Origin of the sequence: Actinoalloteichus sp. GBA129-24 (genome assembly GCF_001941645.1) — a bacterium.
In the GTDB taxonomy this organism is placed as follows: Bacteria; Actinomycetota; Actinomycetes; order Mycobacteriales; family Pseudonocardiaceae; genus Actinoalloteichus_A; species Actinoalloteichus_A fjordicus.
The window spans coordinates 936,985-949,473 of the sequence record NZ_CP016077.1 but is presented as its reverse complement, the minus strand read 5'-3'; the positions used below and the strand labels follow the sequence as shown (position 1 = coordinate 949,473).

Below are 12,489 nucleotides of genomic sequence, written 5' to 3'. Positions count from 1 at the left end.
CTCGACTGCTGAGAACGGCCGGCTCCGATACCTGGAGACGACGGCATCGATCGACGTCACGAGGCGGCGAGGTGATCCAGTTCCCTCAGCGGACTCTCAGCACGACACTCATCACATAAGACCTGCACTGACCTGCGGTGATACCGTCGTTCTGGTCGCCGTCGCATCTCGACGGCCGCCGGTGGACTGCTCGTCTCAGCGCCTTCTCAGGCAGCGCCGTCCAGGCTGATGGCACCACGACGACAGCGTCGAGGACAGCTCAGGAGGAACTGATGCAGAAACGGAAGATGACTGCAGGAGCGGCCGCGACCGGCGTGCTGGCCGGGACGGCCGGTCTGTTCTGGCTGGCGATGCCCGCAGGCGCCGACCAGGCACCCTCGCTCCCCGAGATCTCGCCCGAGGCATTGGTCGAGTCGATGCTCACCGCCGAGACCCCGGCGTTCGCCGGCACGGTGGCCCTGGAGAACAACCTGGGGCTGCCCTCGGTGGGTGGGCTGGCAGGCGGGGCCATGGACGGGCTCGAGTCGCTCTCCGGCACTCAGGCGCAGATCGCCAGCGACGGCGGCGAGCGCTTCCGGATGATCATGGGCACCGGCAGGGGGACGACGACGACGGTCCACGACGGCGAGACCCTCTGGGAATGGAACGCCGACCAGCAGACGGTCGTGAAGAGCTCCATGACGTCCGAGTCGTCGGAGGGCATGGCGGGCGTGCCCGATCCGGAGGGCCACCAGGTCGTGCCGGAGGACCCGACGGCCGTGGCGCGCTCCGCCGTGGAGCAGCTGCGCGAGATCAGCAGCGTCACCGTCGACGGCACCGCCTCGGTCGCTGGCCGCGACGCCTATGAGCTGGCGCTGGCCCCGAGCCCCGAGGAGCGCACGCTGCTGCGCGAGGTGCGGGTGGCGGTCGACTCGGAGACGCGGGTGCCGCTGCGGGTCACCGTGCTGGGCAACGGATCGGACGACTCGGTCCTGGAGCTCGGCTTCACCGACGTCGAGTTCGGCGAGCAGGACCCCGAGGACTTCACCTTCCAGCCGCCCGAGGGCGCCACAGTGCAGGACCTCGATGAGCTCGAGCCGCACTCGGACGACCCGGCCGAGCTCGACGCCGTCGAGGAGTCCGACCCCGCAGCCACCGACCCCGCAGACACCGGGGCCGCGACCGAGTGGGAGGTCTTCGGCGACGGTTGGGACTCCGTCCTGGTGTTCCAGCTCGATCAGGCCGAGGGCGCGGCAGGCCAGGACATCGACTTCGAGCAGCTGCCCGAGGGCCTCAGCGAGCCGGTCAGCGGCGAGTGGGGCGAGGGTCAGCTCTTCAGCACCGCAGTGATCACCGCGATCGTCACCGACGACGGTCGGATCGCCGCCGGTGCCGTTCCCGCGCAGGTGCTCACCGAGGCGCTTGAGGAGACCCGGTGACGTCCTCGGACCTCTCGGTGGAGTCGGCTTCGGCCGGCTCCACCCCCGCGCCGACCGACCACGCCGAGGGCACCCGGTGGGCGGCCCGCACCCGAGGCCTGCGCAAGACCTACGGCCGCACGGTGGCGGTCGATCGGGTCGACCTGGACGTCCCGGCGGGTTCGGTGCTGGGCATGTTGGGTCCGAACGGCTCGGGCAAGACGACGACCATCCGGATGCTGCTCGGCCTGATCCGCCCCACCGAGGGCACCGTCGAACTGTTCGGTCACGCGATGCCCGAGGAGACTGGTCAGGTTCTCCCGACGGTCGGGGCGATGGTCGAGGGTCCCGGCTTCCACTCGCACCTCTCCGGGCGGGACAACCTGCGCCGAGCTGCGGCGGCGGAGCCGCTGATCGAGACGCGGCACACGCGGCAGGCGGTCACGGAGGCCATCGAGCGGGTCGGGCTCACCGATGCGGCCGATCGGGCCTACCGGGGTTACTCGCTCGGGATGAAGCAGCGGCTGGGGCTCGCGGCGGCGCTGCTGGTGCCGCGCAGCCTGGTCGTGCTCGACGAACCCACCAACGGGCTCGACCCGGCGGGCACCCGGGAGATCCGACAGGTGATCGCCGAACTGCACCAGGCGGGCACCACCGTGATCGTCTCCTCGCACCTGCTCGCCGAGATCGAGGCGACCTGCACGCACGTCGCCGTCCTCAATCGCGGTGTTCTGGTGGCGCAGGGCGGCCTGGACGAGCTGCTGGCCGCGAGCACCGCGACACTGCTCGTGACGACACCCGACGCCGAGCGCGGCGTCGAGACTCTGCGTGCCGCAGGCATCCCCGCCCGCAGCGAGGGCGACGGGCTGCGCGCCGAACTCATCGACGTCACCGCCCCCGTCGTGATCGCGACGCTGGCGCGGGCCGACATCGCGATCTACGAGGCGCGTCCCCACCGCACCGGGCTGGAGGACTTCTTCGCCCTGGTCACGGAATCGGACAGCGAGGAGCCGACCGGATGAGTGCCACCGGGACAATTCGACCACTGACCAGCGCGCTCCCCGTCGCGACAGGTCGCGCCGCCGCGCCCTTCGGCAGGCTGCTCGCCGCCGAGCTGCGTCTGATGCTCCGCAGGCCGCGCACGCTGGTCGCACTCGGCCTGCTCGCACTGATCCCGGTGCTAATGGGCGTGGCGACGGTTCTGTCGCGCAACGAGCCCGGCGGCGACTTCCTGATGGAGGCGGTGAGCGGCAGCGGCGCGCTGCTCAGCGTGATGGCGCTGACCATGTCGCTCGCGCTGCTGCTACCACTGCTGATCAGCGTGATCGCGGCGGACAGCTTCGCGGGCGAGGCCGCTGCGGGCACCCTGCGGGGGCTGCTGCTGGCACCGGTGAGCCGGGGCAGGCTGGTCCTGGTCAAGACGATCAGCCTCTTCGTCTTCAGCGCGCTGTCAGTGGCTGTGGTCGTCGTGGTCGGCCTGATCGTGGGCATCCTGCTTCTAGGCGGGGACGCGATGATCACCGATTCCGGCGCCACGGTCGGTCTCGGGGAATCGCTGCTGCGGATCGCGCTGATCGCAGGCTGGGCGACGATCCAGGTCTTCGCGGTGGGCGCCATCGCGCTGGCCGTGTCCTCGGCGACCGAACGACCGATCGTCGTGACGGCCAGCGTGATGGGCGGGTTCATCGGTTTCCAGCTCGTCACCGGGTTTCCGTCGTTGGAGTGGTTGCATCCGGCGGTCCTCACCCATCGCTGGATGCCTGCACAGCTCACGGTCATCGAAGATCCGATGGATTTCACAGACCTGACCACGAGTCTCTGGCGGGCAGGCTGCTACATCCTGATCGGCCTCTCGCTGACGGTGTGGCGAATGAACTCCAAGGACTACTGAGAGGCCGAATCGAGCGAGCCCCGTCGGGGACGGGCGTGTGCTGTGCCCGCAGATCGTCCGGGGGGACCTGCGAGCAACTCCGGCTGTGGTTCTTCGTGATCGGGCAGCCACGCCGGGGTTCGGCGACCGGTCGTCGGGGGTCGGTCGCCGAGGCAGGCGGGAATCCGGGCAGACAAGAGACGGAGGCGTTCACAGGGGGATCCCGGCTGCGGTCGTTCCCGCGCATCGACGCACAATTCACCTTTTCGGTGAAAGATCCGAAGATGCGCGGCGCTGAGGGAGCACCAGGCATGGCACCCACGAATACCGACATCCTGAGCTCCGGCGCGGGTATCGCAGGGCCGGTCCTGGCCTGCATGCTGAGACGGCACGGATTCAATCCGACCGTCGTCGACCGGATGCCCGCACCGGGAGTTCCGGGCGTCGAGGCAGACATCTACGGCCCCGCCGTCGACGTCCTCCACGACCTCGGTGTACTCGGCTCGGTGTGGCAGGCGCGCACCGCGATCAAGACGATCTCCCACCTCGGTCCGAAGGGCCGTGCGATCGATGTCGATATCACGGCCATCACGGGTGGCAGCTCCGATCGACACATCGAGATCATGCGGGACGACCTGGTCGAGATCCTGCATCGACGATCCACACCAGACGTCGAGCACCTCTTCGACGACTCGATCCAACACCTCGAAGAACACTCCGACGGGGTTCACGTCACCTTCGACCGCAGCGACCCACGCGAGTTCCACCTGGTCATCGGCGCCGACGGACTTCCAAGGTGCGGGAGCTGGCTTTCGGCGCGAGCGCCCGGCACGAACGCCATCTCGGCGCGTATCAATGCGTCATCAGGCATCTGGACGAATCGCGCGCGGTCGACCGTCTCTCGATGCAGCACTCGCCCGGCCGTTCGGTCATCGGATATCCCCGCGACGATTCCGGTCGAGCACTGACGGTGGCCGTCTTCCTGGCAGACGAGCAGCCGGAGTCGGACCTCCGAGACCCCGCTGACCAGCGACGGCTGATCCACGCCGCCTTCGCCGATGCGGACGAGGAGACAGCCAAGGTGCTCGATCATCTTGCGGGCGCCGAAGCGTTCCGCTTCGGCGCCGTCAGTCAGGTGCGGATGGACACCTGGTCGCGCGGGCGGACGACCCTGGTCGGCGACGCGGGCTACGCGACCGGCGGCGCCGTCAGCTGCGGGGCGACGTTGGCGATCATGGGGGGCACGTCCTGGCAGGCGAACTAGCCGCTGCGGGCGGTGATCACCGGCTGGGCTTCGCCCGATACGAGCAGGAGATGCGCGACGTCGTCGGCAGGTGGCAGGGGATCGGCCCGGCGCTATTACACAGCCAACTCGGACCTGGTCGATTCGGGCGTTGGGTGCTGCGGCAGAGATTTCGTCTCCTGGCGCTAGCACCCACCGGACTACGCAGCCGACTCCTCACCGCAGCACCTACCGAACTGCTCCGGCTGTTCGGGCAGGTGAAGGAGTACGCGGTGCGGACCTCCACCTAGGAGACGCGGTCGCCGCTGAAGGATCGGGCCATCGGGCAGCGACCCTCGCGGATCTCTCGACGTTCATGGGCGTTCGCTGTGTCCCCGATCAGGTCTCGCGACTACGACCCCCATCGCAGGCGCACCGCCCACGGTCGTACCCGCTGACGGAGCCGACGACCCCACTCACCCTAAGAGCCTGTTCTTGATCCCCGCTTTCCTGTTGCGCGGGGCCAGCGCGGCGATCTGCGGCGTTGTCGTCAGTCAACATAACTCCGTTATGCCTCCTTCCTCCGCCTTGCAGCTCATCCACGCTGATCCCCGCTCACGACGGAGGGGGATCAAAAACAGGCTCTAAGACCCCTCCACCTCGCCCTCGCCGGGAGTCCTCGGCGGAACGGGCTCGGCGAGCAGGTCGTTCATCGTGTCGCGGAGGCGGCGGAGGAAGCCGTCGAACTCGTCGAGCTGCTCGGGCGGGTACTGGGCGACCAGGCTGTCGAGCCTGCTGCTCAGGGCGGCGAAGAACTCGCGGGCGGGTCCCTCGATGCGTGAGCTGCTGCGCAGGGTCACGATGCGCCGGTCGGCGTGTTCCCTGGTGCGGACGATGTGGCCGAGCCGCTCCAGGCGGTTGAGCAGGTTCGTCGTGGCGCCCGAGGTCAGCGCGAGCCGCTCGCCGACCTGGCTCGGCGACAACGGCGTGCCCTTGTCCTCGGCGTAGAGGATCTCGACGAGTGCGGTGGCGTCGGTCGAGTGCAGCCCCAGCCAGGTGGCGAATCGGCCGGTGAACTCCGTGTAGTTGGCGCCGAAGGCCCGCAGCCCGTCCATGAGCCGGGCGGAGTGCGCGCCGACGTCCTCCGGCCGTGGTCCCGCTGTCATCCGCCGTTCCGCCTCCCGTTTTGCCGCCGTCCACACCCGACTGCGCGCGTTGACAATCTACCGTCCTCGGATTTACCTTCATGGTGAAGTTACTTCATGGCGAAGGGGAAATATGACCGCCCAGCACCCGCCGATGCATCGTTGGCTCGGCTTGATCGCGGTCACTCTCGGGGTGGCGTTGATCGTGGTCGACACCACGATCGTCACGGTGATCGTCCCGTCGATCATCGACGACCTCGGCATCGGCTCGAGCGACGTCCAGTGGATCCAGGAGTCCTATGTCATCGTCTTCGCCGCGCTGTTGCTGCTGGTCGGCCGCATCGCGGACCTGGTGGGCGCCCGGCGGGTCTTCCTCGTCGGCGTCACGGCGTTCAGCGCGGCGAGTGTGCTCGCGGCACTCGCACCCGGGGGCGAGGCGCTGCTGACGGCGCGAGTTCTTCAGGGCACGGCGGCGTCACTGATCCTGCCGACGTCGCTGGCCTTGATGAACGCCGCCTTCACCGGTCGGGACCGAGGGCGGGCCTTCGCAGTGTGGGGATCGACGATCGGAGCGGCCGCAGCGCTCGGTCCGCTGCTGGGCGGCCTTCTCGCCGAGATCTCCTGGCGATGGGCGTTCGGCATCAACATCCCGCTCGGGGTGCTGATCGTGCTCGGCGTCCGCGCGTTCCTTCCGCCGTCACCGCGCAGCCGGGGTCGCATCGACGTCCCCGGCGCAGTGCTGTCGATCATCGGGCTCGGCCTGTTGGCCTTCGCCCTCGTCGAGGGTCGCGTCTACGGCTGGTTCACCACCGTCACACCGTTGACGGTCGCGGGGCTGACCTGGGATCGCGGGCCGTCCCCGGTCCTGGTGGCGCTGCTGACGGCGACGGCGGCCCTGGTCCCCTTCGTGCGGCGGCAGCTCGCCCTCGGCCGGGCAGGCACCCGACAGCCGCTGATGGACGCACGGCTGTTCTCGATCAGCTCGTTTCGCAACGGCAGCATCGCCGCGCTGATCATCAGCATGGGCGAGTTCGGGATCGTGGCGGTGCTGCCGCTGTGGCTTCAGTTCACCCTCGACTACAGCGCGCTCCAGGCAGGCCTAGCCCTCCTGCCGCTGGCCGTGGGGAGTCTCGTGGCCAGCGGTGCTGCGTTCGGGATGTCCGCCGTCTCACCGCTGGGGCTCGTCCGTCTCGGGCTGGCCCTGGAGATCGCGGGGCTCGCCGTGTTGGGCTGGACGGCCGCCACCGACAGCTCGTGGTGGGTGATCGCGGCATCGCTGTTCGTCTACGGCGTCGGCGTCGGCTTCGCCACCGCCCAGGTCACCAACGTCGTCCTCGCCGACGTGCCCGCCCGCAGCGCCAACCAGGGCTCCGCCGTGTCGAGCGCCGCGCGCGAGCTGGGCTCCGCCCTCGGCATCGCGGCGCTGACCACCGCGTTCTTCAGCACCCTCAGCGGCGACCTACACCGTCGCCTGACCGCCGCCGGGACACCGCCCGGCGAGTCCGATCAGTTCGCCGCCCAGGTCACCGACAGCGCGGGTGCGGTGATCGCGCGCCTGGCCGCCGACCCGGACACCGTCGCGGTCGCCCAGGCCGCCGACGCGGCGATGTCCCGGGGCGTCTCCGTAGTCAGCCACCTCGCCGTCGGTCTGCTCGTACTCGGTCTGGTGGCCACCACGCTCATCCCCGCCGCGACCATGCCGAGGCCGAGGGAGGCCGGCCGGCCCGCCGACCGAGCCCGGTCCTGATCTCGCCCGTCACCTCGTCTCGACGAGACCGCTGCACCCGACCCCGCATCGCCCCGAGGGAGAGACACCATGACCGCCGTCCCGGATCGCGACCACATCGCACCGTTCACTCCGACCACGCGCAGCATCACCGCGCCCGACCCGGTGCGCACCGCGTTGCGCCAGGCCGGGCCGATCGTCCAGGTCACCGCCCCCGCAGGCGGCCCGGCGTGGATCGTGACCGAGGAGGCCCTGGCCAGGGAAGTCTGTGCTCATCCCCAGATCGTCAAGGACCCCGCGATGGCACCCCTGTACTGGGATCGAATGACCGCCGGGCTCGAGCAGACCGCCGCAGAGCAGCCCTCCCTCACCACCCTGGACGGTCCCGAGCACGCTCGGCTGCGCCGCGCCCACGCTCCGCTCTTCAGCGCCCGCAGGATCGGCGAACAGTCCCCCCGGATTCACGCCATCGCCAGACAGCTGCTCACCGGGATCGCCGCGCACGGCGCGGTGGTCGATCTGATGGCGGACTTCACCATCCGCTATCCCCTCACCGTCCTGCTCGACCTGCTCGGCATCCCGCTCGATCGCCTCGACGAGGCCATCGACGCCTGCCGACGGATGCTCGACGACGAGCCGGACGCGCAGCAGGAGGCCATCGCGGCGATCGCCGGTCTCGCCGCCGCCGGACTCCAGGACGGCGGGAGGGGCCTCGCCGCCGAACTGCGCGATCGAATGCCTGCGGGCACGACGCCGCAGGAGCTGCACTACCACCTGTTCGGGTTGATCTTCGCCGGTCAGCTCACCACCGACGCCTCCATCGGCTTCCTGATCGCGCGGCTGCTCGGCGAGCGCGGCGACCCCGGTGCCGGGCCGAACGAGAACGTCCTCGTCTCGGGGCCGGGCTCCGTCGACGAGCTGGTCCACGAGACGCTGCGGCGGAACCCGCCAGCGCCCTTCACCCTCTGGAGGTTCACCACGACGGAGATCGAACTCGCGGGTGTGCGCCTGCCCGCCAGGGCACCCGTGCTCATCGACATCCAGGGCATCGACACCGATCCGGCTCGCTCCCCCGGCCCGGACCTCACCTTCGGTGCGGGCGCCCACTTCTGCATCGGGGCGCAGCTCGCGCTGCTCGAACTGCGCGCGGTGGCCACGGTGCTTCGGGAGGACTTCCCTCGGGCCCGGCTCACCGTCCCGCACGGCGGACTCCGGCAGTCGGGCCCGGGCGGGATTCAGGGAAACCGACTCGTCGTCCTCCCGGTCGTGCTGACCGGCTGAGCGGCCGTCGGGATGGGTTGCGTCAGACCTCATCGGGCGGCCGATCTGAATCAGCCTGCCCTCGTGCATCACGGCAACTCGATCGGCCAAGATGAGGGCACCATCGTGGTCGTGCGTCACCGCCAGCGTGGTGGTGCAGGTGGTACGCAGCGAGTCCACCGGGTCGATCGGCGAGGCTCGGCGCTGGGCTGCGGATCGGTGGCTACGATCGGCAGTCATGGCAGCGATCGCCGAGCGCGACTTCGCATGGTGTCCGAAGCCGGTTCCAGGCGGATTGCCGGTGGCACAGGTCTACGGTTGGCTGCTGGACGATGTGGGCCGAGTGCTGGTGCAGGAAACCGGGGACGGATTTAATCTGCCCGGCGGTTCCCCCGAGCTTGCCGATGCGGACCCGGTGGCCACGCTCGTGCGCGAGGCACTGGAAGAATCCCAGGTCACGGTGTGCGATGTGGTCTTCCTCGGCTATGAACAGGTGCAGCGCAACGGCCACTGGCGTGCATTGGTGCGTGCCGTCGGCCGGATCGGCGAGTTCCGTCCACGTCACCCCGATCCTGATGGTGGTCGGTTGTTCGGCCGGTTGATGACCTCGCTAGACACGGCACCCGGTCTGTTGAGGTGGGGCCGGTCGGGACAAGCACAGGCACAGGCCGCAGCGCGGATCGCCGCGCACTGGTGGGGACTCCCGGTCTACTACCCGACCGCGCCCGCGTCCTACGTGGACTGACTGACGGACGTGGTGAGCCACGGTGCGACCTGTCCGAGGAAGATCCGGACGGCCTGCGGGTGGTCATGGTGTGCCGCAGCGAATTGACGGCCCCGATCACGCATCCGGTCGCGGCCGGCCGGAGTGAGCGCAAGCCCACGCCGGATGGCGGCGGCCAGGCTTACTGGATTGTTCGGTGCGGCGGAGAATCCGGTGCGTCCGTCGACGACTTGCTCGGCCAACCCTCCAGCGGTGGTGGCTATGACCGGAGCGGCTCCGGCGGCATAGGACTCCAGAGGCACACGGCCGAAGGGTTCAGCGCGCGAAGGCACCACCACTGCGGCGAGGGCCGGGTGAACGAGCATGCAGCGGATGTCGGGATCGAACCGGGTGAGCAGGGTGACGTCCAGACACCGCCGGGCGATGGTGCGGGCGAGCTGGTGTTGGTAGTCGCCGGGTTCGGGATGGTCGGTGACCGCAGCGAGCACCAGGTGTGGGACTGCGGTGCCTTGTGCGCGCAGAACGGTGAGTGCGTCGAGAAGGTCATCGAATCCCTTGTAGGGCACGGCGCGGCCCATCGAGAACAAGAATCCGGCCGACGCCGGTTCCGGAAGATCAGCGGGCAGGCTGAGCTGCCAGTCCGAGGGGCTGAGCCCATCCGGCAGTCCGCGAAGCGCGTGGTCGGGGATGTGGTATTCGCGCCCGAGGTGGGTATGCATGAACTGGGAGATCGTGGCAATGGTGCTGCCGTGTTCGGCTGCGGTGAGCAACCCGTAGGACTCCCAGGCGATGCGCTCGCGATCGGTCGGGGCGTGGATGCGGGCGGTGGAACGCGGCACCAGCACCAGGTTCGGAAGCGTCTCCGGCGCAAGCAGCGGCGGGATCCCTAGGAACGGGGCGTCCAACGCCAGGATGAGCACGGGGTCGGCAGTCGGCAGGACGTGGCGGGTGCTGCCACCGCCTTGGCGGCCGAGAACCACCTGGTGATCGGCGAATACACCACCACGACCGGTGCCGTTGTGCCGATCGAGGCGCACCCGCCCGTCGACGACGACGCCGGTCACCAGGCCAACTGGCTGCGCAAACACCATCAGGTCCAGACTGCCCGCTGCCACAGCCCGGTGTTCTGCGATCGGGACTGGCTCTCCGCGCTGGCCTACGCCTACACCGCTGCGGACCCCGACCTGCTGGAACGTCGCTCCTACTGGGCCCACGTCTCCGGTCGTCTGCGATTCCTCGGGCAGGACAACGTTCGGGAGTGGGCGAGCGAGCGTGCTGGTCATACGAACTCCGTTCTCAGGTGACACCAGGCGGATTCAGGCTGGTGGCAGTCACTGACGGGACAGCGCCGGGCTGGGCGTCAATGCCATCCGCCCGTTTCAGGAGCCTCTACCGCGGGAGCGGTCAGTCGCGAGCTCGGAGTGCTGGCCGTGACCGGTCGGTACCTGGTCGAAGGCATTGACCACCTCAGCTGCACGCGGCAACGATTTCCACCAGATCGTCGAAGCCGCGTCTGGCGAGGTGACCCGCAAGATCGAACTGATCACGGTTGTTCACCTCCTGTCCTCGGGAGACCGCCCCCATGTGAACCAATCAAGCTGGGGCCTTCTGACCATGCAGGACTAGTCCTAGTTCGCGCGAGAGGCGCACGTGTTTGGCTTCGCTGGGCTCGCGGTGACCGGTCAGGCCGATCGGTTTGCCCGATAGGTGTCTGCATTCACCGTGGCTGCTCGCTACCGTGAAGCCGCAGCCAGCACCAGTGGAGGCCGTGATGAACGTCCTGCCCGCCGACGAGCCGATCGATCCGAGTCTGTGGGAGCGCCCGCAGATCCGAACCGCTTTGGCCCGCCACGACATCAGCACTGTCTATCGCCTGCTCGGCGGTGCCGGAATCGCGCAACGCCGCATCGCCCAACTCACCGGGCAAAGCCAATCCGACGTTTCCGAGATCGCAGGCGGCAGGCAGGTTCAGGCGTACGACCTTCTCGTCCGGATCGCCGAAGGCTTCGGCATCCCTCGCGGATACATGGGCCTGGCGTATACCGACGCTGTGACCCGTCTGTTGGCAGCATCGACAGCAGCGGTGATCGAGAAGGACGATGACCCGATGGAACGCAGGACATTCCTCGGTGTGGTCAGCAAACTCGTCGTCGGTGCCACACTGACGACGGCCGAAGTCGATCTACTCACCGTGTCCCCGGAACTGACCCCCGCGCCCCGGCGGGTCGGAGCCACCGAGGTCACCCAGCTCAAGGCTCTTACGAGCGCACTGCGCACCTACGACGCCTCACATGGCGGCGGATCATGCCGCGATGCCGTCTTGGCGCAGATGCAGTGGGCTGAATCGCTGCTGTCAGCAGCCGCTTCCGATCGTGTCCGGCCCGCGCTGCTTTCCGCCGTAGCCGATCTGAAGACGTTGGCAGGCTGGACCGCGCACGACCTCGGGCTCGCTCACGAGGCACGTGGCTACCTCGCACAGGCCGTCCGACATACCCGCGACGCCGACAACCACGCCCACACCGCCATCGTCCTGCACCATCTCGGCCGTGTGCCACTGGACAACGGCGACCCCGCCGAAGCGCTGAAGCTGTTCCAACTCGGCCAGATCGCCGCACAGGATTCCAGGTCCGCCGCCGCGCTCGCGCTCCTGCACGCCGACGCCGGACTCGCTTACGCCCACCTCGCCGATCAACGCCAAGCTCTTGCCGCGCTCCGGCGGGCCGAAGACGAGTACGCCCATGTCGATGCCGATGACAATCCCGAGTTCGTCAGCTTCTTCGATCGAGGGGCGCTGGACACCAACGTCGCTCGCGTCCTCAGTACGCTCGGCCGCACCAACTCGAAACACCGCCACGACGCCATCATCCGCCTCGACCAGGCGCTCACCGAGGCACCAGCCAGCCGGGCGCGACAGCGCGCGTTCAACCTGGCCTGGCTGGCCACCTGCACTCTCGCCGAGGGCGACCTGCCCAACGGAACCCGGATCGGCGCCGATGCACTCGATGTGGTCCGCGATCTGCGCTCGACCCGCATCCTCGATCACCTCGAGCCCCTTCACGTGCAAGCGCGCCGACATTCCACCAGCGACACCGACCAGCTTGCCCATGAGATCGGACTCCTGCGTAGCGCGGCGTGAGGTGACCTC

General features: G+C 68.9%; 12 protein-coding genes. 10 read left to right on the top strand and 2 right to left on the bottom strand.

Features of this window, described 5'->3' with window-relative positions; translation table 11 throughout:
- Window positions 1-272: 272 nt before the first annotated feature.
- The 5 genes from UA75_RS04455 (at window position 273) to UA75_RS31540 (ending at window position 4,531) form a co-directional block, all read left to right on the top strand.
- Window positions 273-1,418 carry a LolA family protein gene (locus UA75_RS04455; RefSeq protein WP_075739117.1) on the top strand — a complete coding sequence of 382 codons (1,146 nt, stop codon included), beginning with the start codon at window positions 273-275 and terminating at the stop codon, window positions 1,416-1,418.
- Window positions 1,415-2,419, top strand: coding sequence for an ABC transporter ATP-binding protein (locus UA75_RS04450; protein WP_075739115.1), 1,005 nt, complete (start codon window positions 1,415-1,417; stop codon window positions 2,417-2,419). Before UA75_RS04455 ends, UA75_RS04450 begins: the two co-directional genes overlap by 4 nt.
- Window positions 2,416-3,288: an ABC transporter permease subunit gene (locus tag UA75_RS04445; RefSeq protein ID WP_083682914.1), complete on the top strand. Its 873-nt coding sequence runs from the start codon at window positions 2,416-2,418 to the stop codon at window positions 3,286-3,288. The genes UA75_RS04450 and UA75_RS04445 overlap by 4 nt, the downstream gene beginning before the upstream one ends.
- 290 nt (window positions 3,289-3,578) lie before the next feature.
- Window positions 3,579-4,235: an FAD-dependent monooxygenase gene (locus tag UA75_RS31545; RefSeq protein WP_083690622.1), complete on the top strand. Its 657-nt coding sequence runs from the start codon at window positions 3,579-3,581 to the stop codon at window positions 4,233-4,235.
- 2 nt (window positions 4,236-4,237) lie between these two features.
- Complete coding sequence (locus UA75_RS31540) at window positions 4,238-4,531, top strand: hypothetical protein (RefSeq protein WP_083690621.1); 294 nt, start codon at window positions 4,238-4,240, stop codon at window positions 4,529-4,531.
- A gap of 602 nt (window positions 4,532-5,133) precedes the next feature.
- Here UA75_RS31540 and UA75_RS04435 read toward each other — a convergent pair.
- Complete coding sequence (locus UA75_RS04435; RefSeq protein ID WP_075739113.1) at window positions 5,134-5,655, bottom strand: MarR family winged helix-turn-helix transcriptional regulator; 522 nt, start codon at window positions 5,653-5,655, stop codon at window positions 5,134-5,136.
- Window positions 5,656-5,767: 112 nt separating this feature from the next.
- Between UA75_RS04435 and UA75_RS04430 the strand changes: the two genes are divergently transcribed.
- The 3 genes from UA75_RS04430 (at window position 5,768) to UA75_RS04420 (ending at window position 9,365) form a co-directional block, all read left to right on the top strand.
- Window positions 5,768-7,381 carry a DHA2 family efflux MFS transporter permease subunit gene (locus UA75_RS04430; RefSeq protein WP_198044221.1) on the top strand — a complete coding sequence of 538 codons (1,614 nt, stop codon included), beginning with the start codon at window positions 5,768-5,770 and terminating at the stop codon, window positions 7,379-7,381.
- Between the two features lie 69 nt (window positions 7,382-7,450).
- Window positions 7,451-8,641, top strand: coding sequence for a cytochrome P450 (locus UA75_RS04425; protein ID WP_075739111.1), 1,191 nt, complete (start codon window positions 7,451-7,453; stop codon window positions 8,639-8,641).
- A 280-nt stretch (window positions 8,642-8,921) separates the two neighbouring features.
- Window positions 8,922-9,365, top strand: coding sequence for an NUDIX hydrolase (locus UA75_RS04420; RefSeq protein ID WP_198044220.1), 444 nt, complete (start codon window positions 8,922-8,924; stop codon window positions 9,363-9,365).
- Here UA75_RS04420 and UA75_RS04415 read toward each other — a convergent pair.
- The gene (locus UA75_RS04415; RefSeq protein WP_075739109.1) at window positions 9,353-10,264 is read right to left on the bottom strand and encodes a glycosyltransferase family 4 protein; all 912 of its coding nucleotides are present in this window, start codon (window positions 10,262-10,264) and stop codon (window positions 9,353-9,355) included. The genes UA75_RS04420 and UA75_RS04415 overlap by 13 nt on opposite strands.
- Before the next feature lie 21 nt (window positions 10,265-10,285).
- Between UA75_RS04415 and UA75_RS33695 the strand changes: the two genes are divergently transcribed.
- Window positions 10,286-10,648: a hypothetical protein gene (locus tag UA75_RS33695; RefSeq protein ID WP_075739107.1), complete on the top strand. Its 363-nt coding sequence runs from the start codon at window positions 10,286-10,288 to the stop codon at window positions 10,646-10,648.
- A 467-nt stretch (window positions 10,649-11,115) separates the two neighbouring features.
- Entirely contained in the window at window positions 11,116-12,480 is a 1,365-nt protein-coding gene (locus tag UA75_RS04405; RefSeq protein ID WP_075743392.1) for a helix-turn-helix transcriptional regulator, read from the top strand.
- The last annotated feature ends 9 nt before the right edge of the window (window positions 12,481-12,489 follow it).

Coding starts and splice junctions, on each gene's coding strand:
- UA75_RS04405 (WP_075743392.1), top strand. CDS start 11,116: ATGAACGTCCTGCCCGCCGACGAGCCGATCGATCCGAGTCTGTGGGAG.
- UA75_RS04425 (WP_075739111.1), top strand. CDS start 7,451: ATGACCGCCGTCCCGGATCGCGACCACATCGCACCGTTCACTCCGACC.
- UA75_RS04455 (WP_075739117.1), top strand. CDS start 273: ATGCAGAAACGGAAGATGACTGCAGGAGCGGCCGCGACCGGCGTGCTG.
- UA75_RS04445 (WP_083682914.1), top strand. CDS start 2,416: ATGAGTGCCACCGGGACAATTCGACCACTGACCAGCGCGCTCCCCGTC.
- UA75_RS04430 (WP_198044221.1), top strand. CDS start 5,768: ATGACCGCCCAGCACCCGCCGATGCATCGTTGGCTCGGCTTGATCGCG.
- UA75_RS04435 (WP_075739113.1), bottom strand. CDS start 5,655: ATGACAGCGGGACCACGGCCGGAGGACGTCGGCGCGCACTCCGCCCGG.
- UA75_RS31545 (WP_083690622.1), top strand. CDS start 3,579: ATGGCACCCACGAATACCGACATCCTGAGCTCCGGCGCGGGTATCGCA.